This window comes from Paenirhizobium selenitireducens ATCC BAA-1503, from assembly GCF_000518785.1.
Taxonomy (GTDB): domain Bacteria; phylum Pseudomonadota; class Alphaproteobacteria; order Rhizobiales; family Rhizobiaceae; genus Allorhizobium; species Allorhizobium selenitireducens.
This window is the reverse complement of the sequence record NZ_KI912495.1, coordinates 352273-378599: the sequence shown is the minus strand read 5'-3', so window position 1 is coordinate 378599 and position 26327 is coordinate 352273. Positions and strand designations below refer to the sequence as shown.

The window sequence follows — 26327 nt, the reverse complement described above, 5'->3', positions numbered from 1 at the left end:
ACCACTTCAATGAATGCTTCATACCGGATCGAAACCGGTACGGCGGGACGGCGTCATGCCCGACGGAAACCTGCCTTGCGCAGATCCCACTCCGACGTATTCATTAATCTGTATGGCTAATTTCTTGCGCGAAGGTTAATAAATCTTCAACGAATGGCACAAACCCCGTAATCGCAAGGGAAAACCGTAACCACCGGGGTTGCAGGGCCCGATTGCTGCGCGCCTGAGTGTAGCGTTTCCTCACTCCGGCGAACAGGGGCCGGAAAACAACGGCAACCGGACAGTGAAACGCGCGCCGCCACGCGGCGCGTCGCTGACCGTGATGCCGCCCCCCTGCGCCTCGACAAGGCTGCGCACGACCGCCAGGCCAAGCCCGGCGCCACCGGTCTTGCGAGCCCGCGAGGCTTCCAGCCGGACGAAGGGTTCGAACAGAAGTTCGCGGTCCGCCACGGGAATTCCGGGTCCATCGTCATCCACGGTCAGGACGATCCATCGGGCCTCGACATCAAGCACGACATGGGCTGCGCGGCCGTACTTGATCGCATTGCCGACGAGGTTGGACACGATGCGGCGTAGCGCCAGCCGGTCTCCGATCAGCATGGCCGAGACCGCCGCCGGCCGGATCGCGAGCGTCCGGTTCTCGAGCGGAATGTCGCTCTCGAATATCTCGCCCTCGACGATCGGGGCGATCTCCAGCAATTCCTCGTCGAGCGATCCGACGCCCGCCCGACCGGCGAGCAGCGCATTGTCGAGCAACTGGATCATGTCGCCGATGTCGGCGATGGCGCGATCGCGCTCCGCCTCATCGGGGATCTGTTCGGCCCGTAGCCGCAGCCGTGTCGCAAAAGTGCGCACGTCGTGCTGGATGCCGCCGATCAGCGCCAGCCGCGCCGCGATCATCGCATGCAGCCGCGTCTGCAGCCGCGCGAAAGCCTGGACCAGCGTGCGCGTCTCCGGCGCGCTGAAGCGGACATCCGGCACGGGCACGGGTGCCGCCGCCGGATCCATCTCGTCGACGGCGGCGGCAAGGCGGCGAAGGGGTCGCAGTTCGCGATGCAGGACAAGGACGGCGACCAGTGCGAACAGCGAGCCGACCAGGCCGGCCCCGAGCCCGACCGGCAGGCCGAACCAGGCGACCAGAAATGGCGTGCGGGTTTCCAGAATGAGCACATGGGCGCCCTCCAGCGCCACGGCGAATTCGATGGGATTGCCGTCCCCCCCGAACAGGCGCGGCATCCGCGACCGCTCGCCGTTGAGCGCCAGCATGGTCACGGCCAGCAGGTTTTCACCCAGCGCCCGGCGATAGGGTTCGAAGCGCTCGTCCGACATCACGTCGACGTCGATACCGGCATTGGATCCCGCCAGGTCGTCCTCGAGCCTGAGTTCGAGGATGGCCGAGTTGAACGCCTGGATCAGTTGCGGGCGTATCGCGGGTTCGGCCCGTCTGACGATATCGACGATCGCCGCGACCTGCGCCGGCGCCGGCAGGGCTGCGGCGCTGCGCAGGCCGTTCGTCAGGTAGATGGACGACAGGAGCATGACCCAGATGGCCAGCAGTGCCGTGCCGACGATGGCGACGAGCCGGGCGGAGAGGCTGAACCTCACCATTACGGCACCTGCCGGACCATCGCGGTCAGCAGATAGCCGTTGTTGCGCACCGTCGTGATAAGCCCGGTGCCGGGACTAGCCGCATCCAGCTTCTTGCGAAGCCGCGAGACGAGAATGTCGACCGTCCGGTCGAAGGGATCGGAGAGGCGCCCGTGGGTCCAGTCGAGGATCTGGTCGCGCGACAGGACGCGGCGCGGACGGGTGACGAAGCAGGCGAGCAGGTCGAATTCGCTGCTGGTCAGCGGAACCGGCGCTCCGTCATCCAGGGTCAACAGGCGTGCGTCCAGATCGACGAGGAAACGATCGAAAGCGAAGCGGCGGGTCGCCGCCGCGCGGGGCTTCTGACCGGCGCGGCGCAGCAGGGCGCGGATGCGCGCCAGGAGTTCCCGCGTGCCGAACGGCTTGACGAGATAGTCGTCGGCACCGAGCTCCAGGCCGATCACCCGGTCGGTCTCGTCGCCCTTGGCCGTCAGCATCAGGATCGGGGTGTCCTGATCGGTGCGGATGCGTCGGCAGAGGCTGAGCCCATCTTCGCCCGGCAACATGAGATCGAGGACAAACAGGTCGACCGACGTCCGGCGCAGCACGACATCGAGTTCGGCGCCGTCTTCCGCCAGCTCCACGCGGTAGCCTTCACGACGCAGGAGATCGGCCACGAGCCGGCGGATATCGGCGTCGTCGTCGACAATCAGGATAGTCTGCGGCTGGTTGATCGGGTGGCTTGTCATCGGGCCAGAATGCGGGGAAGACCGTTCCCGATCAAGAGGTTCGAGCCCTCTGTTACAAAATGCAACATGGCGACAGCGCTTCGTTACGAAACGACACCCGGCCGAAAATCAGCCCCTACATTCCACTGCCAGTCTTGGATCGTCATCACTTGCCGAGCTTGGTCGGCGCACAGGACGAGGATCACACCATGATGAAGCAGATTGCCACTGGACTGATCGCCGCGACGCTGACGGTCATGACCGTCTCCGAGGCCGGTGCCTGGAGCCGCAACCGGACCGTTACCACGAACCAGGGCACGTCAACGATCAACGGCAGCGGTTCCTGCAGCGGCAACAGCTGCAGCCGCAGCGTCACGCGGACCAGCCCTTACGGCAACACCGCGACGCGCACCGGCTCCGTCACCTGCGATCCGTCCACTCATTCCTGCCAGGGCTCCAGCACCACCACGGGGCCGAACGGCGGGACAGTCTATCGTGAAGGCGAAGTCCACTGGTGACCCCCGCCCGCCTTCATGATGTCCGGCGGCGGGTCTCTCTCCACCGTACCCGCCGCCGGATCCGCCTCAGCGAAAAGCCAACTCCGAACGGAAGGAACACAACCATGCATGAACATCTCCCCCGCCGCCTGCCTGCGCTTGCGGCGCTTGCGGCCACCCTGACCCTTTGCGCCCTGCCGGCTCATGCCCAGACCCAGCCCACGCCAGAAATGCGGGCCAAGGCCTACAAGGTGATCCGCGTGTGCAAGGCCGATATCCAGCAGTTCTGCAAAGGCATCGAATATGGCGGCGGCCGCGTCGCCCAGTGCCTGCAGCAGCACGAGGCGTCGGTCAAGCCGGAGTGCCGGACGGCGCTGACCGAGGCGATGACGCCCTGACCCGTCACGGCAGGCCGCCCCTTGGCGGCGTGCCCTATAGGCGGGAAATCCTGTACCCGAACTTCGGCATGGGTTTGCACCGCGTGCTGCGCAAGCGCATCGACCGCTTGCAGGGCATCGTCAACGGCATCGACCAGGATGTGTGGAATCCCGCCGCGGACGCCTACCTGCCCGTCCCCTATGATGCCAAGACGCTGGGCAACGCGAAGAAGAACACACCGGCCCTGCTCGAACGGTTCCGGCTGGAGCCGGGGAACGGCCCGCTCTTTTCCGCCGTTTCATTGTTCCCTTACGCGGGTATCAAGCCCACGATGACGGCGACATCAAAAAGGAGCGAGAGATGACCGATCTTCCAAGGCAGGAAATCGAAGGCAAGCTGAACGCCCACCGGGAGATTCTCGTCTCCCTGCTGGCTGCGGTGATGATGGGACCGGACACGGTCGCCGGCATCGTGCAGAATTTGGAACAGGACGTATTCCCGACCGACGGCGCGGAGGATCCCGGCCTCACCCCGTCTGCGGGCTATGCCTCGGGCGCGGAGAAATCGGGTGAGATCCGCGCCATCCTGGCCGCAGCGCGAGAACGAGCCACGGCGATCAAGCGTCTTCGCGGCGAGAACGCTGGCGGTTCGTCTTCCTGACCGCTCATTCGTGGCCGGAATGGTCGGTCGGATCGTAGTTCAGATCCCAATCCTTGGGCGGGTTCGTCTTTCCCGGCGGCCATTTGTTGACGGTCGCATCCTCGGAGCCGGTGATGACGGTCGGCTTGGCGCTTGCCACGCCGTTGTTGTCGCCGCCGTGCCGGGTGCCGACGAACTGCGGCGCCGCATCCTTGCGGATGTCGCCGGCCGCGTCATAGGCATAGGGTTTCTTTCGCATGGGAACCTCGCATCGATCCGCAGAGCGCATCCTGTTTGACGGGCGCGCCTGAACCGGCGCATGGGATCAAACACGCAACCGATGGCAAAGGTTCCAGGTCAAGAAGGCCGGCATGGGCAAGGCGTTCTACGCGTGGTCGCCGTGGGCGAGCGGGTTCTCGATGCCGGAAAGCGGCGCGGTCAACGACCAGCGCAGGCCGCTTTCGTCGAAATCGATGACCACCTTGCCGCTGAAGGCCGCGGCCGCGTGGCGCTCGATCACCGTGGAGCCGAAACCCTGCCGCGACGGCTTCACCACCGGGGGGCCACCTGCCTCGGTCCAGCGCAGGCCCAGATCCTTCGCCCCGTCCTCGCCATCCACAACATCCCATTCGATCAGCACGCGCCCATCCGGGACGGACAAGGCGCCGTATTTCACCGAATTCGTAGCCAGCTCATAGAAGACAAGACCGAGATTCTGCACGGCATTGGCGTTGGCCAGCAGATCCTCGCCGCGCGTCTCGATCCGGCCCATGGAGCCCGCAACCGCCGACAACTGCAATTCGATCACCGTCGATAGCGGGATGCCGCCCCATTGCTGCCTGGCCAGCGCCTCGATCGACTGCGCAAGGCCCGCCAGCCGGCCGCCGACAGCCTTCTGCAGCTCGTCGACGCTGTCCGTGCCGCGGGCCAGCTGACGCAGCATCGCCTGCACGAGAGACAGGATATTCTTGGTCCGGTGGACCAGTTCCTGGAGGATGAAATGCACGCGCTCTTCCGCCTCGGCGCGATCGAAGGAGGCATTGGACAGCGCGATCGCCACCTGGTTGGCCTCGGTCACCTTGGTCATTTCCGGAGAGACGATCTCACCGCGGCCGATGCGCTCCGCCATGCTGGCGATCTGGCGGATCGAACGGCGCAGCTGGTGAGCCGCGGCCAGCACGATGCCGAGACTTGCGGCGAGCAGGGTCACGCTGCCGTAGAAGAGGCTCTGCCAGGTGCTGGCGAGCGAGGCCTGCGCGCTCGACACCGGCCCCCAGATGGCAACGCGCCAGGGCCATTCCGCAACCCGCGCATAGCCCAGCATGACCTGCTCGTCATCGACGGTGGTGGCGATGGCGCCGTTTGAGCCGGTGATCAGCCTTGTCAGGTTTTCGGGGAAGGCGCCGCCGGAGGGAATATTGTCCGGTCCACTCGACACGATGACCTTGTCGTCGGCATCGATCACGGCAGCCGACCACCCGGGCGGCAGGATGTCGGTGGTCGTCATGCTGACCAGATCGCCGGCGTTCTGGGTGAGCACCAGGGCAGCGCCGGAGGTGTCACGCCACTGCGGCGACAGCGGCATGATGAGATTGAAAACCCATTGCCGGCTCGTCGCGCCGAAGAAGATGCCCGACGCCTCGATCTCCCCGGAGGTCAGTGCAGCCTTCAGCGTGGAGAAATTCGACATCGGCTTCAGCGGCGAACCATAGGGAACGCGGGTATTGAGCATCTGGTTGCCATCGGCATCGACCAACAGCACGTAGAGCGAACCGGCGCCAAGGCTCGAGGCGGTGCGCTGGTGGAAAGCGCCGAGGTCTCCCGCCGCGAGTTCGGCTGCCCCGGACAGCAGCCGCAGCGTCGTCGACATGTCCTCGAGCTTGCGTTCGAAATTTCGGCTGATCGTCTGCGCATCCTGTGCCGCTTCCTGGCGCAGCGCTTCGTATTCGCTGCGCTCCAGCTCGTACAGAAGAAAGACCACGAAGCCGAGCAAAGGCAATGTCGCGAGGATGGCCATCGCGACGAGATAGGACCCGATCGAGGCCGTCGGGAACAGGCGCACCAGCCTACCCATGCGTGCGCCACATCCTCGACAGGCTCACCGATGCGGGCCGGCCTTCGTCGTGTGCCATCGTCCGCCCTCCCAATCGCAACACTTCTATCTCATTGAGTGATATAGCAGGTTCCGGGCGATGCCAACCGACCACCGCGGCTGCGGCAATATTATCCTGCCGCTCCCGACCCCTCACGGACAATCGGCGCGCGCAGCTCCGCCCGTAAGGCCTGTCGCAAGAAAGGCGGATCGGACAGTGCGCCGTGGCCTTTATCTGCCATGCTTCTCTTCCCCGTTCCGTAAGATCCGCGGAAGGACGATACGCGGCGACCGCCGCCCTCGAACTAAAAACCTCGGCCGCGCCGGCGAACCAAAAGGCGCCTCGCGCGTTAGGGCGCATACGCCGCGCAAGGAGGACACCATGGTATTCAAGCCGCAACGCTTTCACGACGAAAAGCCGGTCGTGGAACTCGAGCACCAAAACGAAGAACCGCTGGAGACTGCGGTCGCCCGGCAATTGGCGATATCGCAAGGCATAGACGCGTCCCGCCTGACGGTGACCGCATCGGGATCCACCATCTTTCTGTCCGGCACGATGACGGACGAGGCGGAAATCGACCGCGCGCTCGAAATCGTGCTGGCCGTGCCGGGGGTCGAAAAGATTACCCACGATCTCCAGGTCGGCTGAAGACGAACGCGCCCTGTCGTCGAACGACCCGAACGAATCAACCCCAGCCATCCGCGCGGATGGCCGGGGTACATTGTTGAATGGCCGCCACCTGCGTGGCATGGCCTAGCGAGCCTCGGTCACACCCGGGACCTGGCGGGGCAGACAATAGATCGAGACATCGCCAATCCGCTGCATGCGCCCGTTGAGACCCTGCTCACGCAGGATCATGGCGCGGCGCTTTCCCACACTCTGCATGTGACGGTGCGCTGCCTCGACGGCGAGCCGATAGCTCGGATAGGCCGGCGACTGGCCGCCGTCCGAGAGAAACACCCATCCGTTCGCGTGGGGAACGACGTCGCAATAGATTCCATCCATGACAAACTCCTCCTCATCGCAACAAACGACTGGAGGGAGCGCATGGTTCCCGCCGCCGGACGGTTTTTTACGCCGTGGCCTTAGCGCTGCCTTGCCGCTGCAGCCGCCAACAGGATTTTGGCGCTCACCGCAACAGGGCGGCCCGCAGCCGCGGCGCGGCGAAATCGAGGAAGGCCCTGAGCTTCAGCGGGATCAGCCCCTGCGACAGATGGACGAGGTGGACGGGAGTGGCCGGCTGTTCGAACGCCTCGAGCAGCGGCACAAGCAAGCCGCCCTCCACCGCACGCCGGGCCTGATAAGACATGACCCGCGTGATGCCGAGGCCGGAGACGGCCGCATCCACCGCCGCCTCGGCGGTGTTCACCGACAATCGCGGCCGCACCGGCACGACGATTTCCTGCCGGTCTTCCTCGAAGGTCCAGGACTGGGCCGACAGGATGCCCTCGAAGGCAACGCAGTCATGGGCGGCAAGGTCGCGCGGATGCAGCGGCGCCGGATGGCGCAGCAGATAGTCGGGGCTCGCATAGACGGTGCGGCGGATCGAACCGATGCGGGTGGCGATCAGGTTGTTTTCCGACAGCGGACTGATCCGCAGCGCCACGTCGATATGCTCATCGGCCAGGCTGACATTCCTGTCGCTCATCGTCAGCCGCATGTTGATGTCCGGGAAGGCCTTGAGGAATTCGGTGATCACCGGCAGCACATGCAGCCGACCGAAGACGATCGGCGCCGTCATGGTCAGATCGCCCTTCGGCGCCAGATATTCGCCGGCGGCCCGCCGTTCGGCCTCCTCGACCCGGCCGAGGATCTCACGGGCCGCGCCGACATACCCTTCTCCGGCCTCGGTCAGCAGGATCCTGCGGCTGGTGCGGGTGACGAGGCGAACGCCGAGATGCGCTTCGAGCTCCGAAATCTTGCGGCTGACGGTCGGCAGCGGCGAATGCAGGGCACGCGAGGCGGCCGACAGGCTGCCGCCTTCGACGACCGCCAGGAGAACCCGCATGGCATCGAGCCGATCCATCGCCCATTCCGATAATTGAGAGGATAACTTCCGAAACCGATATCTACTACAGGAAACTGGAACCAGCTAGTCCTTGGCATGTCTTCAAACCGCCCCCTGCAAAGTCCAGCCAAGGAACCGTCATGAAACTCTATCACTATCCGCTCTCGGGCCACGCCCACCGCGCCGTGCTCTTTCTCTCGCTGCTCGGCGTGAAGGCAGACCTCGTCGAGGTCGACCTGCCGAACGGCGAACACAAGTCGCCGGAATTCCTGAAGCTCAATCCGTTCGGCCAGGTTCCGGTTCTCGAAGACGAGGGCGTGGTGGTCAACGATTCCAACGCCATTCTCGTCTATGTGGCCACCAAGCTCGGCCGCAAGGACTGGCTGGGCGACGATCTCGCGACGGTCGCGAAAGTGCAGAAATGGCTGTCGGTGGCGGCCGGAGAGATCGCCTATGGTCCGGCCGCGGCGCGTCTGATCACTGTCTTCGGGGCGAACTTCCGCGCGGACGAAGTCATTGCGCGCGCCCACCGCATTCTCAAGCTGATCGAGGCGGAGCTTGCCGCGCATCCCTTCATTGCCGGCAACCGACCGACGATCGCCGACGTCGCCCTCTACAGCTACATCGTCAATGCGCCGGAAGGCAATGTGGACCTTGCGCCCTATGGCGCGGTGCGTGACTGGCTGGCGCGGATCGAGGCCCTGCCCGGCTTCCTCGGCTTTGCCAAGACGCCCGCCGGTCTCGCGGCCTAGAGCATTTCCGGCGAAAACGGAGTCGCCTTAGATGCTCTATGTCTTTGTTTTCACGCAGTTCCGGACGCAAAACCGCTTCGCACTTTTGCTGGAACTGCTCTAGCGGTCAATCGGCGGCCGGGGCTCCCCGGCCGCTTTTCTCACAGGAGGCGACCATGGTTGACGACTTCGAAAGGCCAGCCTCGCCCTGGCATCAGGGCGAGCGGGAACTGCAGCGCGCGGTCGGCGTTGCAGCCCAGATGGATCCGATCGGCCGTAAGGTGCTGCGTCCCTTCCTCCTCGACCAGCACCGCGAATTCTATTCCCTGCTGCCCTTCATCGTCATCGGCGCCGTCGATCCGGAGGGTGCGCCCTGGGCGACCATCCGCGCCGGCACGCCGGGCTTCCTGCATTCGCCGGACCCGCTGACGCTCGTTGTCGAGGCCCGGCGCGATCCGGTGGATCCAGCCGAACGCGGCATGGAGGATGGCGATCTGGTGGGTCTCGTCGGCGTCGATCTCGTCACCCGCCGGCGCAACCGGCTGAACGGCACGATCAGCCGGAGTTCAGACGATCGCTTCGCCGTGAGTGTCGGCCAGAGCTTCGGAAACTGCCCGCGTTACATCCAGAACCGCCACTTCCGCTGGGCTCGCGATCCCGCGGCTCCGTCCCCGCCGACCGCGGTTCTGTCGGATCGGCTGGACGACGACGCCCGCCGGATCATCGAGGCGGCCGATACCTTCTTCGTCGCCTCCTATGCGGATCGCGACGATTTAGGGCGGCAAGTGGACGTCTCGCACCGCGGCGGCAAACCGGGTTTCGTCCGCATCGATGCCGACGGCGGCCTCACCGTGCCGGACTTCAACGGCAACCTGTTCTTCAACACGCTCGGCAATTTCATCGTCAATCCACGCGCCGGACTGCTGTTCGTCGATCACGAAACGGGCGGGATGCTGCAGGTGACGGGTAAGGTCGAGGTCATTCTCGATTCGCCGGAGATCGCGGCCTTCGAAGGGGCGGAGCGGCTGTGGCGGGTAATGCCGGAGAAAATTGTCTGGCGTCCGGACGCCCTGCCGCTTCGCTGGACTTTCGCACAGGGCGGATTATCGCCGAGCAGCCTGGCGACCGGCAGCTGGCCCGAGGCCGAACGCAGGCTTCGGGCGACTTCGAAGGCGTAGAGACGGCGGCGGTTCGGTCGAGCGGACGATCGATCATCGGCGAGCCCCGCGCCCCTATTGCACCTTCAACTGGAAATCCGCTGGCCGCCCGAGCGCAACGTTTTTGTGTTCAAGGCCAGGGATAGTCGGCGATCGCCACGCCGCCGGTCTTCAGCCTCTGGACGATCTGGCGTCGATAGGCGACGACGTCGCTCACCGGAATGGCCTTGCGCCGCGTCACTTCGGCTTCGGTGAATGGTTCGATCCGCGACGGGTCGCCCCATTCATCAATGACGTAGTTGAGGACCGCAGCGATCTCGGCGTCGTTCAGGCCGGTCGCCACGACGCCCGGCACGTGTGTGATGTAGGTTCGTCCGTCATCGTCGCCGGCAAAGGCATCGATGTAGCCGGGCAGCGCCGGGATGCCGGCGCGCGGCAGGCCCGTGCCGTCCCGGTCGTGGCAACCGGAACAGCGTAAGAGGTAGTTGAACTTGGCGGAATGGCCATCGGCCGCGGCCGGCACGGCCGATGCCGAGAGACAACCGGTAAGGATCAGGCTTTTCCAAGACATGAGGCGGCGCATCTCATTCCCCCTTGCGCAGGGCGCGCAGTTCCTTGTGGCTCGGCGGCGCGGCAAGCGCCGCCTCGACTTCGGCCTTGTCGGGGCCAGCCGGCAACCCGTTGAGATCCTTGAGCACATAGGCCGCTATGGCCACCAGGTCGTCGGCCCCCAACTCGGCCTGGGTCGGCATTACCAAGCCGATATAGTCTATCCCGTTCGCCGTGATCTTGCCGCTCATGCCGCCGGCCATCACGCCGGCAATGTAGCGCGGGGCCTTGTCGCCGAGCGCCTGCCAGAGGGCGGGATCGACGAGCGGCGGCGCCAGACCTTCGGTGCCGACGCCCTTGTCGCCATGACAGGCGGCACAGACCGATGCGAACTTCGCCTCGCCCGTCCCATCGGCATGCGAAACGGACGGGGATGCGGTCAGGAGAAGGGCGGCCGTCGCGGCCGCCCAGCCGTTTCGTCTATTCATCGGCAAGCCCGACAAGAACAGCGACCGTGCAGTGATAGCCCTTGTCGTCATTGGCCATGCACCAGTTGATGTCGTTGTAGAGACCCATGCGATAGCCGGGGCGCTCGCGCTCCGAGGTGAAGCAGAAGGTCGCGCCGGTGACCTGCGCCTTGCCGCAGCAGTCGTTGTAGGACACGAGGTAGTCCTTGCCGTCATTGGGGTTGAGGCAGGTGCCGACCCACGAGACCTTGGAGGCCGACGAGCCCGGCGGGCAGGATGTCGTAGTGCCCCCGGACGTGTTGCAGAGGTTGCCGTCGAGCGCGCAATAGCGCCAGTATTCGCAGGCCGTCTCGTCTTCGCTTTCAGCGGCGAAGGCACTGCCAAAGGTGCGGTCGAAGGGCAGGATCGGCAGCAACGCCCCGCCGATCAGGGCGGCGCCGGTCTTGGCCAGCAGGCTGCGGCGGCCATATTGACGGGCGGCCTGACGGGTGCCTTGTTCGGCGACCTTGTCGATCATGCGAAGCAGGCCATCAATGAGGTTGATCATCGGTTCTCTCCAGTGGGGCTAGAAGATCAGGAATGTGCCGCAACCGGCGCGTTGAGGAAGTTCTGGATCGAGCTGACGCCCATCTCCGCGGCATTGAACAGGCTTTCGAGCTGCTCCCGGCTGTTGATCAGTCCCTTGGCGCGAACGATGCCCTCGCCGTCGATCAGCACGGCGAACGGCAGGCGGGAGACGCGGTAGGTGATGCCCAGCTCGGGCGACAGGGCATAGGGGAAGTCTTCGAGCCCGGCCTTCTTGATGAAGGCCATGTGCTTGTCCATGTCGCCGTCGCTGGCGAGCACGACGTCGAGCCACTTGCCTTCGCTCGCACGCATCGACTGCAGCACCGGCAGCATCTTCTTGCAGATCGGGCAGGTGGTCGACAGGAAGAACACCAGCGTGCTGCGCTGGCCGCGCGGACCGATATAGATCGCTCCGCCGTTGAGGCTGGCGAGCGTGAAGTTCGGCGTTGCCTCGCCGATCTTGGGGCCGGACTCGTTGACCAGCGCGCCGACCGGCGAGATGCGTTCGAACAGGATGCCGATCTGGCGGGCGAGCGCGAAGACCACGCCGATCAGCACGAGCACCAGGGCGAACAGGACGACGACGGCGAAGATGAGTGCATTCATGGGTTTACTCGGCTTTCTGCTATTTTTCCGGCCTTTGCACCGCCGCCCTAGAGCGAGAGGCGCATATGGCCGTCATTGGCCAGCAATTGCTCGATCACGTTGTAGACGAACCAGGTCAGCAGGCCGGCGGCGACGGCAACTGCGGCTTCGGCGAACCCAAGAGGGCTGGCGCCGAAGATCGCCGGCAGGAACGCGATGGCCGCCAGCAGGGCGTTGCGCGCCAGGAGCGCCGGCGACAGGCGCTGGGCCGCACCGCCGCAACCGCATTCGATCCGCGTGCGCCCCCTCCCGATGTTGACCGCCATGGCGACCCCGTAGAGGCCCAAGAGGGCGACCGCGAGCATCGCTCCTGCCCGCACGGTCGGGGGGTAGACCAGCAAGACCACCGCCAGGAACTCCAGGGCAGCGAGCCCCTTGGCCGCCGGCTCGACGAGGGCCTCCGGCAGCAGCCGATAGTCAGCCACATAGCCGGTAAAGGTGCCGAAATCGGCGACCTTGTGCCAGGCCGCGCGCAGGAGGACGAGAACCGTGAAGGTCGTCGCCGCCGCTGCCGCCATGGAGGTGAACCAGCCGTCCATCACTCACCCGCGTAGACGAGCGGTGCGAAGGAACCCATGTCCTCCAGCTTGCCGGTCAGCTTGGCGGCGAACTTCGCCTCCGGATCGACGGCGTAGCGCGTCAGGATGCCTTCGTCGTCGTTGAGCGCGAAAAGCGTCGGAGCCTTGCCCTGGGTGACGGCGATCGACTTCACGCCCTCGACCGCCGAGCGGTAGAGCACCTTCTTGGCCTTCATGTCGACCGGCCAGATCTCGGTCGCGGCATCCTTGTGGCTGCCTTCCTTGGCGTCCGGATGCATGGTGACGAACAGCACGTCGTTCGGTTCGTTGTAGGCGATGACCTCGACGCCGCCCGGCGCCCAGGCCCCCTCGACGCCTTCGGTGATCGAGAACTTGTCGACGAGCTTGGCTGCACCGTCCTTGTCGGCGATCGTGTAGACGTTGCCGTTGAAGGAGACGAAGATCAGCTTGTCGCCGGCGCGTTCACCGACGACGTAGAGCGGGTCGGTGTCGGCATCGAAGATCTTCTCGCTCTTCGAAGGTGCTGCGAACTTTCCGTCGGCACCGACGGTGAAGGTCTGCAGCGTTCCGTCACCGCACAGCGTCGAGAACTGGATGCCGGAGAGCGCCGGATGGATGGACCAGCAGCCCGGCGTCGGTACTTCGGCGATCTCCTTGCCGGCGGCCAGATCGACGACGCTGACCGAGGTTGCCGGAGTGGCGTTCTGGACGAAGGCGTATTTCTCGTCGGCCGAGAGCGCCAGCAGGCTCTTCTGCGGTGCGACCTGCGCCATCTTCGGCGAGACGATGATCTCGCGCTTCACCGACATCGTGTCGATGTCGAATTCCTGCAGCACGGCTTCGGTCGGGCCATAGGTGATGCGCTTGGCATAGGCCGAGGCGGTGTAGGCGGTCTTCCTGTCCTTGGTCAGGACGAACTGCGTCACCAGGCCGACGCTCAGATTGCCCTTGCGATCCAGTTCGCCGGCACCAACGACGTTGATCCGGCTCGCGCCGGTCCAGCTCTGGTCGACGGTGAAGACGTTCGGGCCGGGCTTGATCCGCTCCTCGACCGTGATCTTCTCGGGAACGAATTCCTCTTCGGCGAAAGCCTGGCCCATGGCGAGCGTACTGACCGCAGCGGCCAGACATGTTCTCAGAAACCGCATCGTTTAGTCTCCATTCGATTGCCGTCTGAACAGTCCTAGCGACTCCGTCGAGCCCGATCTATCCACCCGCGCGCCGGCATGTGCCTAAATTTTAGGCTCCAACATATTTGCCCTTTTTGATTGCAACGCACAGCCCCCGGTTCTATTATGCTGCGGCTGCGAAGGCTGGATGCCGGCAGCGCGCCCTATCTGGAAAATCAACCATGATGTTCAGCGAGACCGCGTTCGAAGACGTATCGGAACAGGAAAAATCGCTTCCCGGTTGGAGCCAGGAATATCGACAGCTGTCGCCGGGACCGTTCCAGGGCAAGGTGGCGACGCTCCAGTTTCCCGGACTGACCATCATCCGCGAGCGGATGAACGCTGCCGTCGAGCAACATTATTCAGCCCCCGACGACAGCCTGATCTTCTTCGCCCAGTCGGCCGAGTCCGGCGGCGTTCGCATCGACGGGCGGTTCTTCGGCGGCAACACGATCGGCTTTGGCCACCACTGGCACGAGCGGCTTTCCGTCAGCGCGCCGATGAGCGACTATCTGCTCGCGGTGGTGAAGCTCGACGACCTTCCGGAGGATGCGCCGCTCAAGACCGGCATCCTGAAGGGGTCGGCGGCCATGCAGGCGGAAAGCCTCTATCAATGGCTGAATTCCCTGCTGGAAGTCCATATGAGCGACCCCGCCGGCCTGCCGTCGCAGTTGCGCAACCTGCTGCCGGACATGATCCGCGACCGGCTGGGCCTGTTGCAGGAGAGCTGCACGCCGGAAGACGAGCCCTCCGGAGACACGCAGGCGTCTGAGTTCTGCATCTACCGGGAAATGGAGCAATGGCTCGAGGACAATGCGCGCGAGCCGATCACCGTTACCGACCTTGCCAGACAGATGAAGCGACCGAGCCGCACGCTGCGTGCCTCATGCCAGCACGTCATCGGCTATCGCCTGGACGACGTCCTGCTGATCCGCAGGCTGAACCATGCGCGGCGCGACCTGATCGCCGCACGCGATGCACCCCGCCGCGTCTCGGACATCGCGCTCGACTGGGGATTCTTGCACTGGGGCCGGTTTTCGACCCGCTATCACGCCATGTTCGGGGAAACACCGTCGCAGACCATGCGGGTCCGCAACTGACCGACGCTGTCGCTCGAGCCTCTGCGATGCAGATCGGCCGCCCGCATTGGCAAACCAAAGCCCCTGTCGCCGCAGACTTCCCGATCACAGAGACGGCCCTATTGCACGAGAACCAGGTGATCCTCGCCGACGCTCAGATACTCGCTCGCCGCCGGCCGATAACCCACGGGGCGGATCGGGGTCTTGCGCTCGATCTGGGCGGCTGAGGCGCGCGCGCGGCGGCGGTTCGGATCGGCGACCGGAACCGCATCGAGCAGCTGGCGCGTGTAGTCATGCCGCGGTCGCTGCAGGACGTCGTCAGTTCCACCAATCTCGACGATCCTGCCCTGGTCGAGCACGGCCACCCGGTGGCTCATCTTCTCGATGACGGCAATATCATGCGAGATGAAGAGATAGGCGATCCCGTCCTGGCGCTGCAGTTCCTGCATCAGGTCGATGACCTCCGCCTGGACCGAGACATCGAGCGCCGACACCGCCTCGTCCGCGACGATGATCCGAGGCTTCGACGAGAGCGCGCGTGCGATGCAGATCCGCTGACGCTGGCCGCCGGAGAACTGGTGGGGATAGCGGTCGATGCTGTCGGCCGGCAACCTTACCCGGGCCAGCAATTCCGCCGCCATGTCGCGCCGTTCACGCGCATTGAGGGCGGTGTGGATGATGAGCGGCTCCGTTACCAGCTCCGCCACGGACATGCGCGGATTGAGGCTGGCATAGGGGTCCTGGAAGATCATCTGCAGGTCGCGCCGCATCGGCCGCATGTGGCGGCGCGTCAGCGGCATGAGGTCCCTGCCGCCGAAGAGGATCCTACCGCTCTGCGGCTCGACGAGCTTGAGAACCGAGCGGCCGATGGTCGACTTGCCGGAGCCCGACTCGCCGACCAGGCCGAGCGTCTCGCCGGCGCGCAGGGTGAAGCTGACATCCTCGACGGCATGGACCCGTGCGACCAGGCGTTTCAACATGCCTTTGTGGATCGGAAAGCGGGTGACGAGGTTGTTGACCTCGAGCACCGTTGCGTCGGCCCGGCTTGCATCATTCCCGCGACCCTCTTCGCCCGCCCCTGATCGTGGCGCGGCATAGACGGGTGCGCCAGAGCCGAGCTTCGGCACGGCATTGAGCAACTGGCGCGTATAGTCGGCGCGCGGCTGGCGAAACAGCGCGCCCGTTTCGGCCGTCTCGATCATTCTGCCGTGGCGCATGACGACGACCCGGTCGGCGATTTCGGCAACCACCCCCATGTCGTGGGTGATGAAGGCCACCGCGGTGCCACAGGTCTGCTGCAACTCGCGAACGAGATCAAGGATCCCGGCCTGGATGGTGACGTCGAGCGCGGTCGTCGGCTCGTCGGCGATCAGCACGCGCGGCGAACAGGCAAGCGCCATGGCGATCATCACACGCTGGCGCATGCCACCCGATAGCTCGTGCGGATATTGCGAAAGCCGGCGGCCGGGATCGGAGAGGCGGACGCGGTCGAGAAGATCGCGTGCCTCGCGCAACGCCTGGCTTGGCGACAGGCGCTTGTGATGGATCAAGGTCTCGCAGATCTGGTCGCCGATCGTCAGCACCGGATTGAGCGAGGTCATCGGCTCCTGGAAGATCATCGAGATGGAATTGCCGCGGATGCCCTGCAACTGCGCTTCGCTGCTCGCTGCAAGATCGACGACGCCGGCGTCATCGAGCCGGAAGGCGATGCGGCCCTTGTCGAGCCGCCCGCCCTCCCGCTCGATGAGGCGCAGGATGGAAAGGGCGGTGACCGACTTGCCGGAACCGGATTCGCCGACGATCGCCAGCGTCTCGCCGGCAAAGAGATCGAAGGAAAGATCCTGAACCGCGACTGAGGGCCTGTCTGCCGGGCCGAACGAGACCGACAGGTTCTCGACCGAGAGCAACGGGGTTCTGGTATTGGCGGTCATCGTCATACCTATTCGGCGGCTTGCTGGAGATGGCGAAGCCGGATTTCCGGATGTTCGTGGAAGGGCGGCAGCGGCTCGATCCAGCGGCGTGCGGTCTCTTCGGCATCGAGCGAAACCCGCATCGAATCCTTGCCGAACACGGTCCAGTCGATCCGCTCGGAAAGCTCGAGCAGCGCATAGGAACCGGCGGGCTCGGGATGGGTGGTGAAGGTCTCGGTCAGCGATTGCAGGGTGAAGTGCGGCTGGCCATTGACCATGGTGAGCGTGTTCCAGTGCACATGGCCGGCAAAGCAGGCAACCGGCACGCGGGCTCCGGCGAGAATGGCGCGCACCCGCTCGGAAGCCCCCGGATAGGTCGAGGCATCCGGATTGCGCTGGAAGTAGTAATTGCCGGCCTGGGAATGGCCAGAGACCGGAACGTGGCTGAAGATCGCCAGCGGCCGCGTCGCATTGCGGACAACGCCGGCAAGCCAGAGCAGGTCGGCCTCCGGCAGGATGAAGCCACCCGGCCGGTGGATCTTCGCGTCGGCCCGCCAGATCACCAGCGTCCAGTCGCCCATGTCGACCGTCGTGCTGGAGAGATCCTGGCCGAGGATGGCGGCGTTCTCGTCGACGCTGAGATAGTCACGGTCGTGATTGCCGCAGATATGGAAGCGCGGAACGTTCATGCCGGCGAAGATCGCCGCGACATCCAGCTCCAGTTGCTTGTCCGTCTGCTTGTCGCAATCCGAGATGCGGTCGCCCATATCGATGACGGCGTCCGGCCTGGTCGCCTCGACGAAACGTGAGAATTCCTCGAGCAGGGTGAGCGCCGAGGAACCCTTCTTGGTGAAGTTGTCCTTGCCGTGATGGATGTCGGTGACGATGCAGAGGCGTGTCGTGGCCATGGGAGTTCCGCTTGTGAATGGGAGTGGAACCGGGCGGCGAAGGCGCCGCCCGGCAGTATCGGGTTTTAGTTGGAAGCGACCGAGATCGAGCCGGCACGGAAGTCGAGCACGTAAGGGATGTGGCCCGGCTTCGGAGCCCACTGAATGCCCTTCTGCATCGCCCAGGATTCGTAGGGCTGATAGAGAACGAGCATCGGCGGGTCCTGCTTGATGCGGTCCATCAGCTCGGCATAGGCGGCCTTGCGGTCCTCGACCTTCTCGGAGAAGCGGAACTTCTCCCAGGTCTTGGCATAGGCTTCGTCGGTCTTGAAGCGGCCCTCGCCTTCCGACGGGCCCCCCGGTGCCCACATCACGCCGAACGAGCCGAAGGGGTCGGCGAAGTACATCGGATTCGACCAGTTGCGCACCATCATGGTCGGATCGCCGCCCGTCCACTTGTCGTCGACATTGATGCGGGTCTTGATGCCGATCGCATTCCACATTTCGGCGACCGCCTGCATGGCGAGCAGGCCATTGGTGTAGTAGCCGGCCGCGGTATCCATGCGGATCTCCTCGCCCTTGTAGGAGGATTCGGCCAGCAGCTTCTTGGCCTTTTCGAGGTCGTATTCGAAGGTCTTGACGTCCGGCATGTAGAGTTCGCCGAACTGCTTGTAGGTGTGGGTCGAGGGGACCACGGCCTTGCCGAGCCACAGCGCCTGGTTCAGCGTTTCGCGGTCGACCGCATAGCTGATCGCCTGGCGGAACTTCGGATCCTTCATCACCTCGTTCTGGGTGTTGAAGATCAGGATGTGAAACAGCGGCGTGACGTCGCTGGCGATCTTCAGATTGCCGTCGGCCTCGATGGTCGACAGCTGGTCCGGCGGCACGTTGGTGATGATGTCGACTTCCTTGTTCTTCAGCGCCGTGATGCGGCTCGCCATTTCCGGAACGTAGGAGACCGTCACCTTCTCGAAGGGTGCCTTGTCGCCCCAGAACGCGTCATGGCGCTCCCAGACGAGCTTTTCGCCGGGCACGAACTGCGAGATCTTGTAGGGGCCGGTGCCGACGGGGGCGAGCGAGAAGGCTTCGAAGTCGGCGTCCTCGGCGACGTTCGGATCACCGGTGAGCGCCTTGGTGTATTTCTCCGGCATGATCATCAGCTGCTGCATGTTGATCAGCGTTTCCCAAAGCGGCTCGGGGCGCTTGGCGACGATGCGGATCGTGTGCTCGTCGACCTTCTCGGCGCGGTCGAAATTGCCCAGGCGATCCTTGGCGCGGACGATATAGGGCTTGAAGGTCGGCTTGAGCATGCGGTTCAGCGAGAAGATGACGTCGTCGGCTGTCATCGGGTCGCCATTCTGGAACACCACGCCCTGACGCAGCTTCAGCTCCATCACGGTCGGCTCGACGAGCTTCCATTCGGTCGCGAGGCCCGGACGGAACGTCGTTTCGGCGGATTCAGCATCCTTGTCGATGAGGACGTCGAAGCTGTTGTAGTAGAACTGCGAACCGACATTGGAGTGGTCGCGGCCCGGATCGAGATAGGACGGCATATTGGCCGATCCAACCTTCAGTTCAGCGGAAAGGGCACTGCCGCTCATGAGCGCTAGAAGCGTCGAAGCGATGATCATCGTGGTCTTCATGGTGGTCTCCGTTGCAGGGCTTAAAAGGTCCGTCGGCTTGTCACGCCGCCGGCAATCTGTTCGGCGGCGGACCGCCGCTCATCGTCTTGGCGCTCAGCGGTCCCGCAGGCGCACGTCCATGCGATCGCGCAGCCGATCTCCGAGCATCTGCACGACGAAGGTGATCGACAGGATCAGCAGGGCCGGCGCCGCGACGATCCAGGGGGCGGTATGCATGTAGTCCCGGCCGATGCCGACCATGGAACCAAGCGTGGCGGTCGGCGGCCTGAGGCCGAGGCCGAGGAAGGAGAGGCTCGATTCCAGCAGCACGATGTTCGAGAAGTTGAGCGTGAACATCACGACAAGCGGCGAAATCACGTTGGGCACGATGTGCCGGAAGGCGATCCTGAGCGGTGAAGCACCGGCCGCCCGCGACGCCTCGATGAAGGGCATTTCGCGAAGCTTCAGCACCTCGCCGCGGATGATGCGTGCATACTGTTCCCAGTAGGCGATCCCGAGCACGATGATGAGCACCTGGATGTCGCTGCCGAAGACGGCAACGGCCAGCAGGGCAATGAGCGTGAAGGGGACGGCGATCTGGATGTCGACGAGCGCCATGACCAGGGCATCGGCCCGTCCGCCCGCAGCACCAGCCAGAAGGCCGAGCGTTCCGCCGATCAGCATTCCGATGACCGCCCCGGAAAGGGCGATCGACAGCGTCATCCGCAGACCGTAGAGGCAGCGCGACAGCACGTCACGGCCGAGTTCATCGGTTCCGAAGAGATGGCCGGCCTTGGCGCCGACAAAGCCGATCGGCGGCTTCAATCGCGAAAGCAGGCTCTGCGCATTGGGTTCATAGGGCGAAATGAGGGGTGCAGCCAGGGCGGCAAACACCAGCAGGACGGCGAGAACGAGAACCAGCCGCATCGGCCAATCCAGCCCGGCCCAGACGCTGCCAAGCTTGCGGGGCATTCGCAGCCGGGCGAAAAGCGGGTTGCCGGTCGTTTGCGGCAAGGAATCAATCGCGGTATCGGACATCTTTCACCCTTCTCACGCGTTCTTTCCGAGGCGGACCCTCGGATCGGCAAGGCCGTAGGCAAGATCGACCAGCAGGTTGATGACGATGACGGCGAGCGCGACGGCAAGCACGCCGAACTGCAGGACCGGATAGTCCCGGCGAATGGCCGAGGAGACCAGAAGCTCGCCGATGCCGCGCCAGGAAAACACCGTCTCGATGACGACGCTGCCGGCCGCCGCCAAGCCGGCGATCTGCAGGCCCAGCACCGAGAGGATGGTGATGTTGGCGTTGCGCAACGCATGCTTGAAGATGACGACCCGCTCCGGCAGCCCCTTTGCCCGCGCCGTGCGCAGGTATTCCTGGCTGAGCACGTCCAGCATGGCGTTGCGCGTGAAGCGCGTCATCCCGGCGATATAGAAGGTCGAAAGCGCCGTGACCGGCATGACGAAATGCAGCCAGGTGGAATTGCCGGTCGACGGCAACCAGCCGAGCCAGAAGGAGAAGATCAGCAACAGCAGGATGGCGAGGACGAAATTGGGAATGGCATAGCCGAAGAAGGCTCCCCCCATGATGACATTGCCGATCCATGAATTGCGATAGATCGCGGCGGCAATGCCGGCCGGTACGGATATGACCATGGTGACCAGCACGGCGCCGATGAGAAGCTGAAGGGATGGCCAGACCCGCTCGGCGAATATCAGCGCCACCGGACGCCGCTCGATCAGCGACAGGCCGAAATTGCCGTCCATCAGCGAAGCGAGATAGCGCACGAACTGCTCGCCATAGGAACCGTCGAGCCCGTAGTACTCGATGAGCAACTGGCGATCCTTGGCCCCGAGACCCTCGCCGGCCAGGAAATCGATCGCATTGCCGGAAAGCCGGGTGGCGAAGAAGACCGCCGTGACGATGACCGCAACGGTCAAGCACATGCGCAACAATCTGCTGATGAGGAATTCGAACATTCGCTCCGTCCCTTAACTTGTCTAGACTGTATGGACATGTTCTGTTACAGCGATGTTGCCGGCTCATGATTTTTTTGTGACGCGGCTTGAGCCGGCTGGAAACACCGGACAAAGAGGGAATACGGCGCGCAACGCCGCGATTTCGGTCCGACAAGGGTCAGCGAATGGACATTTCGAACAACCCCATGTGGCGCGACCGGGAACTGCCGGTCTGGAGACAGATCGAGGCGGACCTGGAGGTCGACATCCAGACCGGCGTGTTCGGCGCGGGCGAAAGGCTACCGAGCGAGCATGAACTGACGGCAAAATACGGCGTCAATCGTCATACGGTGCGCCAGGCGCTCGCCAGTCTGGCGCAGAAGGGCATCGTCAAGGCGCACCAGGGCAAGGGCGTCTTCGTCGCCGACGAACCGTTCGAATACCGGCTCGACCGCAACGCCAAATGGAGCGAGGTGGAAAAACGTTTCGACGGCGGCTCCGGGGGACGGCTTCTGGACAGCTACGAGCAGCCCGCCAGCCAGGCGATCGCGCGCGCGCTCCAGCTTGAGGTCGGCACGCCGCTGATCGTGACGGAAACCCTGCGCACGGTCGGTCCCGGCATCACCACCTATGGCTACCACATGTTTGAAAAGCAGCGGTTCGACGGAATGGCCGCGGCCTTCGAGGAGACCGCGAGCTTCACCAAGGCCCTTGCCACCTTCGGCGTCGATGCCTTCTTCCGCGCTTCGACCTGGATCGACTGCCGCATGCCGCGGCCGCGCGAGGCGGCGACCCTTGCGATCTCGATCTCGCTGCCGGTCATGATCATGACCTATGTCGACACCGACGGCGCCGGGACACCGATTCTCTATGGCCACGGGGTTTTCCCGAAACGCATGATGCGGATCAGGATCGACACCTGACCGCGCCAATCCGCGGCCATCTCATGACCGCGCAGCCATCTGCGCTTCGTCGCTGACAGCGCGCGGTCTCGACCGTCGATGCGGAAGCTTCACACGGGACCCGTCGTCGGCGTGAAGGGGTTCCGATCGGACAGGACCAGGGTCTCAGCCGTCAGCGCGCGGCATGCAGTATGCTCAGCAGTCCGGCGCGATCGAGCCGGACCGGATTGCCGCCGGCGCAGGGATCCACTTCCGCCATCGCCACGACCCTGTCCTCGTCGATATCGGCAAGCCCCATCGCGCCGAGCGTCGGCGGCATCTCCAGGGTCTCGCGCAGATCGAAGATCCACTCGATCACTCCGGCCGCAGTGGGCACCGGCAGGTCGAGCAGCCGGGCCAGCAGTTCCAGCTTGTCCTTGATGGCCGGCGCGTTGAATTCCAGCACATAGGGCATCAGGACGGCATTCAGCAGACCATGATGGGCGTCATGCAGGGCCCCCAGCGGATGCGCCAGCGCGTGGATGGCGCCCAGCCCCTTCTGTAGCGCGACGCAGCCCATGCCCGACGCGACCAGCATCTGGCCGCGCGCCTCGAGGTTCTGGCCCTCCGCCACCGCCACCGGCAGCCAGGTCTTGATCAGCCGCAGGGCGTTCAGCGCGACCCCTTCGGCCATCGGGTGGAACGTCGGCGAAGACAGCGCCTCCAGGGCATGCGAAAGGGCATCCATCCCGGTTGCGGCCGTGATGTGCGCCGGCAGTCCGGTCGTCAGCTCCGGGTCCATGATGACGATGTTCGGCATCATCCGTGGATGGAAGACGATGACCTTGCGATGCTCTTCGTCCTGCGTGATGACGGAGGAGCGCCCGAGCTCGGAACCAGTACCGGCCGTGGTCGGCACGGCGATCACCGGCACCAGGCGGGAGGTGTCGACACGCTTCCAGTTGTCGCCGATGTCTTCCAGATCCCACATGGAGATCGTCTGGGACGACATCAGCGCGATCGCCTTGGCCGCATCCAGCGCACTGCCGCCGCCGATCGCCACGACCAGGTCATGCCCTCCGCTGCGCAGAGCCTCGACACCGTCCGCGACGTTCCGGCCGGTCGGATTGGGTTTCACATTGAAGAACAGCCCCGGTTGCAGTCCCGCTTCGCGAAGCGCTTCCAGCGCCCTTTGCACCGGGAACAGATCTTTCAGCCCGGCATCGGTCACGACCAGCGGCGACGACGCACCAAGGGCGCGAACGGCGGCTCCGATCTCCCGGATCCGGCCATTGCCGAAGCGGACGTCGGTCGGGAAGCTCCAGTTGCTGGCCACGGCATGGGTGTGGATCGTCATTGATTATTCCTCGGTGGATGGCATGGACTGGCGCTTCAAAGCCCGGCGGCGAAGCAGTTCACCGAGCGCGACCAGAATGAGTGCCGGAATGAAGTTGAGCGTCGCCAGTGCCGGGTAGATCGGCGAAGAGCCGACCGCGATGCCGCTGTAGACGAAGATCGGCAGCGTTCTGGCCGTTCCGGCGAGCGAATAGGAGACGTAGAAGTTCCCCCAGGACAGCAGGAAAGCGAAGATCGCCGCGGAGAAGATACCCGGCCACAGAAGCGGGAAAGTGACCTCGCGAAACACCTCCCAACCGTTGGCCCCCGCATCACGCGCGGCGTCCTCCAGCGTTTCGTCAAAGCCGTAGACCTGTACCGCGACGATCACGAGCGCGAACGGCGTGACGTAGACGACATGGCCGATGATCACGGTAGCAAGACCGGTCGAGAAGCCGAGCCAGTTGCCGAGCACCGAGAACCACAGCAGCATGACCACGCCGAGCAGCAGCTGCGGGAAAAGCAGCGGGGCGAAGGTGACGAGCCGGAAGGCATTCTGCAGGCGAAAACGGTAGCGGATCCAGGCGATCGCGCCGGCCGTCCCGAGGATCGTGGCAAACACGGTCGATACCGCGGCGACCATGGCGGAATTGGCGACAGCCGGGAGAAAGTCCGGCTTGCGGAACAATTCGCCGTACCAGTCAAACGAGAAGCCTTCGATCGGAAGGGTCAGCACCCTGCTCGAGGTGAAGGAGAAGGCGACCAGGGTAATGATCGGAATGTAGAAGAACACCAGCAGCAGAGCGAGGCTGCCGATCAGGCCCGTGTCGATCAGCCGATCCTTGAGACGATGGGAGATCATGCGCTGGGCCTCCTCAAGGCGGGAGAGCGCTTCATGGCCAGCAGGCCGGCCAGCGCCAGGGTCAGAGCCCCAACGGAAATCAGAACGATGGTCAGCGCCGCACCCAACGGCCAGTTCACCCGGGTCTCGAAGCTCTGGCGGATCAGTTCAGAGGCGAGCGGCGATGTGCCACCGCCGAGCACCTTCGGCTCGAGAAACGCACCGAGGCTCAGAACGAAGACGAGGACGCCCCCCGAATAGAGCCCGGGCCGGGAGAGCGGCAGGGTGACTTCGAAGAAGGTCCGAAGGCGCGACGCACCGGAATCATAGGCCGCCAGCAAGAGGTCGCGGTCGATCCGGACCAGCGACAGATAGAGCGTGAACATCGGATAGACGACCAGGTTGTAGACCATGCCGACCATGGCGCCGACCGGAGTAAACAGGATGTCGAGGCTGTCCGGAGCAAAGCCCACCGCCCCCAGCATCCAGTTCGCCACGCCGTTGCGGTCAAGGACGAGGATCCAGCCGAAGGTCTTCAGCACCGCATCCGTGAGGAAGGCGAAGACGATCATGATCTGGATCTGAGTATTGTAGGCTTTGAGCCGCGTCGCGAGCGCGTAGGCCGTCGGAAATGCGATCAGCAGGCAAAGCCCGACGCAGATGACCGCCATGACGATCGTTCGGCCGATGATCGTCCAGTAATGGGGCTTGGAAAAGACCTCGGTCCAGACCTTCAGGTCCCAGCTCCAGACGAGACGATAATATTGCGTGGTCTGGAAGGTCAGCACCACGGTCATCGCCAGCGGCACCAGGAAGAAGACCAGCATGACGATCGCCAGCGGTGCAACGGCTGCGATGAGCACCGGGTCCTTCCATGTCTTGTGCTCGATGTTCATGGTCACTCCGACAGCAGGAAGGCGGAGGCCGGATCAAAGCAGATCCGGACGGACTGTCCGACCTCGGCCGGCAGGACGATCGATCCGGGCAGGTCCATCACGACAGGAGCAGCCAAACCGTCGACGCGCACGCGGTACTGGGTCGACGAACCCTTGATGAAATACTCGTCGACCGTTCCGGCCATCACCCACAGGTCCGGGGAGGCGTCGCCTTCGACGAAACCGATGGTTTCCGGACGCACGAGCAGTGCCGTGCCCGAAGACGTCAGATGTTCTGAGACATGCTCGCCCTTCAGCCGCGCGGGCAATCCCGCCACCAGTTGCGACGTCACCATCGCTGCGCCATCGCCTTCCCTGACGACCGACACCGGCATGAAATTGGTTTCGCCGATGAAGCCGGCGACGAAGGTATTGGCCGGCCGGTAATAGATGTCGGCGGGCGTGCCGATCTGGATGACATGACCGGCCTGCATTACGCAGATCCGGTCGGCCAGCATCATCGCCTCCTCCAGATCATGCGTCACCAGAACGAAGCTGGTGCCGAGCTCGCGGTGGAGCTTCTTCAGCTCGGCCTGCAGGGATTTCTTCAGCTTGGCGTCCAGCGCGCTCATCGGCTCGTCGAGCAGCAGCACGCTGGGACGGGAGACCAGCGCACGCGCCAGCGCGACGCGCTGCTGTTCGCCACCGGAAAGCTGGGCGGGGTAGCGGTCGAGATATTCCGGCTTGAGGTGCATCAGATCGATCATCGCGCGAACACGCTCATCGATCTCGCTCCGGTCCACCTTCTTGAGCTTGAGCGGGAAGCCGATGTTCTCCGCCACGGTCTTGTGCGGGAACAGTGCCAGCTTCTGGAACACCATGCGCGTCGGCCTGCTGGCCGCGGGCACGCCCAGCATGTCCTGCCCCTGGATTTCCAGCCGCCCTTCGGTCAGTTCCTCGAAGCCTGCGAGTATCTTCAGCAGGGTCGTCTTTCCGCAGCCGGACGGGCCGACGAGAGCGACGAATTCCCCCTCCCCGACCTCCAGCGACACGCCATGCAGCGCGCGCGCGGAGCCGTAGTCTTTGACGATATTCAAGGCTTCAATGATTGGCACTGGCAAGGTAGGCGTCCCCGACTCCTGGAGGGTTGTGCGGGCCGCCGTCCGGGACGGCGGCCCATCTAG

The 26327-nt window shown here is 64.4% G+C and carries 30 protein-coding genes; 9 read left to right on the top strand and 21 right to left on the bottom strand.

What is annotated here, in order from left to right; translation table 11 throughout:
• Positions 1-240: 240 nt before the first annotated feature.
• Positions 241-1608: a sensor histidine kinase gene (locus L867_RS0122860; protein WP_028738983.1), complete on the bottom strand. Its 1368-nt coding sequence runs from the start codon at positions 1606-1608 to the stop codon at positions 241-243.
• Positions 1608-2336 (bottom strand): response regulator, encoded by a 729-nt coding sequence (locus L867_RS0122855; protein ID WP_037174234.1) that lies wholly within the window; start codon positions 2334-2336, stop codon positions 1608-1610. The genes L867_RS0122860 and L867_RS0122855 overlap by 1 nt, the downstream gene beginning before the upstream one ends.
• Before the next feature lie 188 nt (positions 2337-2524).
• Between L867_RS0122855 and L867_RS0122850 the strand changes: the two genes are divergently transcribed.
• The 4 genes from L867_RS0122850 to L867_RS26215 all read left to right on the top strand — a co-directional run bounded on the left by L867_RS0122850 (position 2525) and on the right by L867_RS26215 (position 3850).
• Positions 2525-2833 (top strand): hypothetical protein, encoded by a 309-nt coding sequence (locus L867_RS0122850; protein WP_028738981.1) that lies wholly within the window; start codon positions 2525-2527, stop codon positions 2831-2833.
• A gap of 104 nt (positions 2834-2937) precedes the next feature.
• Positions 2938-3210: a cysteine rich repeat-containing protein gene (locus tag L867_RS0122845; RefSeq protein WP_028738980.1), complete on the top strand. Its 273-nt coding sequence runs from the start codon at positions 2938-2940 to the stop codon at positions 3208-3210.
• Between the two features lie 68 nt (positions 3211-3278).
• The gene (locus tag L867_RS0122840; RefSeq protein ID WP_028738979.1) at positions 3279-3554 is read left to right on the top strand and encodes a hypothetical protein; all 276 of its coding nucleotides are present in this window, start codon (positions 3279-3281) and stop codon (positions 3552-3554) included.
• Positions 3551-3850: a hypothetical protein gene (locus tag L867_RS26215; protein ID WP_051439175.1), complete on the top strand. Its 300-nt coding sequence runs from the start codon at positions 3551-3553 to the stop codon at positions 3848-3850. The genes L867_RS0122840 and L867_RS26215 overlap by 4 nt, the downstream gene beginning before the upstream one ends.
• Positions 3851-3854: 4 nt before the next feature.
• Here L867_RS26215 and L867_RS0122830 read toward each other — a convergent pair whose 3' ends face one another.
• Positions 3855-4088, bottom strand: coding sequence for a hypothetical protein (locus L867_RS0122830; RefSeq protein WP_051439174.1), 234 nt, complete (start codon positions 4086-4088; stop codon positions 3855-3857).
• Between the two features lie 126 nt (positions 4089-4214).
• Positions 4215-5903, bottom strand: coding sequence for a sensor histidine kinase (locus L867_RS0122825; protein WP_028738977.1), 1689 nt, complete (start codon positions 5901-5903; stop codon positions 4215-4217).
• 400 nt (positions 5904-6303) lie between these two features.
• On the opposite strand from L867_RS0122825, the gene L867_RS0122820 reads away from it, so the two are divergent.
• Positions 6304-6570, top strand: a complete 267-nt coding sequence (locus L867_RS0122820) for a BON domain-containing protein (RefSeq protein ID WP_028738976.1) — start codon at positions 6304-6306, stop codon at positions 6568-6570.
• Between the two features lie 105 nt (positions 6571-6675).
• On the opposite strand, the gene L867_RS26210 is transcribed toward L867_RS0122820, so the two are convergent.
• A complete protein-coding gene (locus L867_RS26210) occupies positions 6676-6927 on the bottom strand; it encodes a hypothetical protein (protein WP_051439173.1) in 252 nt (83 codons plus the stop codon).
• 124 nt (positions 6928-7051) lie between these two features.
• Positions 7052-7948, bottom strand: coding sequence for a LysR family transcriptional regulator (locus L867_RS0122810; RefSeq protein ID WP_028738975.1), 897 nt, complete (start codon positions 7946-7948; stop codon positions 7052-7054).
• Positions 7949-8070: 122 nt separating this feature from the next.
• Between L867_RS0122810 and L867_RS0122805 the strand changes: the two genes are divergently transcribed.
• Together L867_RS0122805 and L867_RS26205 are read left to right on the top strand one after the other, a co-directional pair.
• Positions 8071-8682, top strand: a complete 612-nt coding sequence (locus L867_RS0122805) for a glutathione S-transferase family protein (RefSeq protein ID WP_028738974.1) — start codon at positions 8071-8073, stop codon at positions 8680-8682.
• A gap of 155 nt (positions 8683-8837) precedes the next feature.
• A complete protein-coding gene (locus L867_RS26205) occupies positions 8838-9839 on the top strand; it encodes a pyridoxamine 5'-phosphate oxidase family protein (RefSeq protein ID WP_051439172.1) in 1002 nt (333 codons plus the stop codon).
• Between the two features lie 109 nt (positions 9840-9948).
• On the opposite strand, the gene L867_RS26625 is transcribed toward L867_RS26205, so the two are convergent.
• From L867_RS26625 to L867_RS26195, 6 genes are read right to left on the bottom strand one after another with little or no spacing between them, the layout of a single operon-like run.
• Entirely contained in the window at positions 9949-10389 is a 441-nt protein-coding gene (locus L867_RS26625) for a c-type cytochrome (RefSeq protein WP_146086609.1), read from the bottom strand.
• A 13-nt stretch (positions 10390-10402) separates the two neighbouring features.
• Positions 10403-10855 (bottom strand): c-type cytochrome, encoded by a 453-nt coding sequence (locus tag L867_RS0122790; RefSeq protein ID WP_051439170.1) that lies wholly within the window; start codon positions 10853-10855, stop codon positions 10403-10405.
• Complete coding sequence (locus L867_RS0122785) at positions 10848-11381, bottom strand: methylamine dehydrogenase light chain (RefSeq protein WP_028738971.1); 534 nt, start codon at positions 11379-11381, stop codon at positions 10848-10850. The genes L867_RS0122790 and L867_RS0122785 overlap by 8 nt, the downstream gene beginning before the upstream one ends.
• 26 nt (positions 11382-11407) lie before the next feature.
• Positions 11408-12007 (bottom strand): redoxin domain-containing protein, encoded by a 600-nt coding sequence (locus tag L867_RS26200; protein ID WP_037174231.1) that lies wholly within the window; start codon positions 12005-12007, stop codon positions 11408-11410.
• A gap of 47 nt (positions 12008-12054) precedes the next feature.
• Positions 12055-12585, bottom strand: coding sequence for a MauE/DoxX family redox-associated membrane protein (locus L867_RS0122775; RefSeq protein ID WP_084638698.1), 531 nt, complete (start codon positions 12583-12585; stop codon positions 12055-12057).
• The gene (locus tag L867_RS26195; protein WP_084638697.1) at positions 12585-13733 is read right to left on the bottom strand and encodes an amine dehydrogenase large subunit; all 1149 of its coding nucleotides are present in this window, start codon (positions 13731-13733) and stop codon (positions 12585-12587) included. The genes L867_RS0122775 and L867_RS26195 overlap by 1 nt, the downstream gene beginning before the upstream one ends.
• A 203-nt stretch (positions 13734-13936) precedes the next feature.
• Here L867_RS26195 and L867_RS0122765 point away from each other — a divergent pair, with 203 nt between their 5' ends.
• Positions 13937-14854, top strand: a complete 918-nt coding sequence (locus L867_RS0122765; protein WP_028738969.1) for a helix-turn-helix domain-containing protein — start codon at positions 13937-13939, stop codon at positions 14852-14854.
• Positions 14855-14952: 98 nt separating this feature from the next.
• Here L867_RS0122765 and L867_RS0122760 read toward each other — a convergent pair whose 3' ends face one another.
• From L867_RS0122760 to L867_RS0122740, 5 genes are all read right to left on the bottom strand, one after another.
• Positions 14953-16764, bottom strand: a complete 1812-nt coding sequence (locus L867_RS0122760; RefSeq protein WP_028738968.1) for an ABC transporter ATP-binding protein — start codon at positions 16762-16764, stop codon at positions 14953-14955.
• Between the two features lie 8 nt (positions 16765-16772).
• Complete coding sequence (locus L867_RS0122755; RefSeq protein ID WP_028738967.1) at positions 16773-17651, bottom strand: metallophosphoesterase family protein; 879 nt, start codon at positions 17649-17651, stop codon at positions 16773-16775.
• Between the two features lie 65 nt (positions 17652-17716).
• Positions 17717-19273 (bottom strand): ABC transporter substrate-binding protein, encoded by a 1557-nt coding sequence (locus L867_RS0122750; RefSeq protein WP_028738966.1) that lies wholly within the window; start codon positions 19271-19273, stop codon positions 17717-17719.
• Between the two features lie 93 nt (positions 19274-19366).
• Entirely contained in the window at positions 19367-20290 is a 924-nt protein-coding gene (locus L867_RS0122745) for an ABC transporter permease (protein WP_028738965.1), read from the bottom strand.
• A 12-nt stretch (positions 20291-20302) separates the two neighbouring features.
• A complete protein-coding gene (locus tag L867_RS0122740; protein WP_104368116.1) occupies positions 20303-21199 on the bottom strand; it encodes an ABC transporter permease in 897 nt (298 codons plus the stop codon).
• A 197-nt stretch (positions 21200-21396) separates the two neighbouring features.
• Here L867_RS0122740 and phnF point away from each other — a divergent pair, with 197 nt between their 5' ends.
• The gene (phnF, locus tag L867_RS0122735) at positions 21397-22134 is read left to right on the top strand and encodes a phosphonate metabolism transcriptional regulator PhnF (protein ID WP_028738963.1); all 738 of its coding nucleotides are present in this window, start codon (positions 21397-21399) and stop codon (positions 22132-22134) included.
• Between the two features lie 151 nt (positions 22135-22285).
• Here phnF and L867_RS26190 read toward each other — a convergent pair whose 3' ends face one another.
• The 4 genes from L867_RS26190 to L867_RS27615 are packed head-to-tail and all read right to left on the bottom strand — an operon-like array spanning position 22286 to position 26240.
• The gene (locus tag L867_RS26190; RefSeq protein ID WP_037174228.1) at positions 22286-23449 is read right to left on the bottom strand and encodes an iron-containing alcohol dehydrogenase; all 1164 of its coding nucleotides are present in this window, start codon (positions 23447-23449) and stop codon (positions 22286-22288) included.
• Between the two features lie 3 nt (positions 23450-23452).
• The gene (locus L867_RS26185; RefSeq protein ID WP_051439168.1) at positions 23453-24289 is read right to left on the bottom strand and encodes an ABC transporter permease; all 837 of its coding nucleotides are present in this window, start codon (positions 24287-24289) and stop codon (positions 23453-23455) included.
• Positions 24286-25164, bottom strand: a complete 879-nt coding sequence (locus L867_RS0122720) for an ABC transporter permease (protein ID WP_028738962.1) — start codon at positions 25162-25164, stop codon at positions 24286-24288. The genes L867_RS26185 and L867_RS0122720 overlap by 4 nt, the downstream gene beginning before the upstream one ends.
• 2 nt (positions 25165-25166) lie before the next feature.
• Complete coding sequence (locus tag L867_RS27615; RefSeq protein ID WP_169734111.1) at positions 25167-26240, bottom strand: ABC transporter ATP-binding protein; 1074 nt, start codon at positions 26238-26240, stop codon at positions 25167-25169.
• Between the last annotated feature and the right edge of the window lie 87 nt (positions 26241-26327).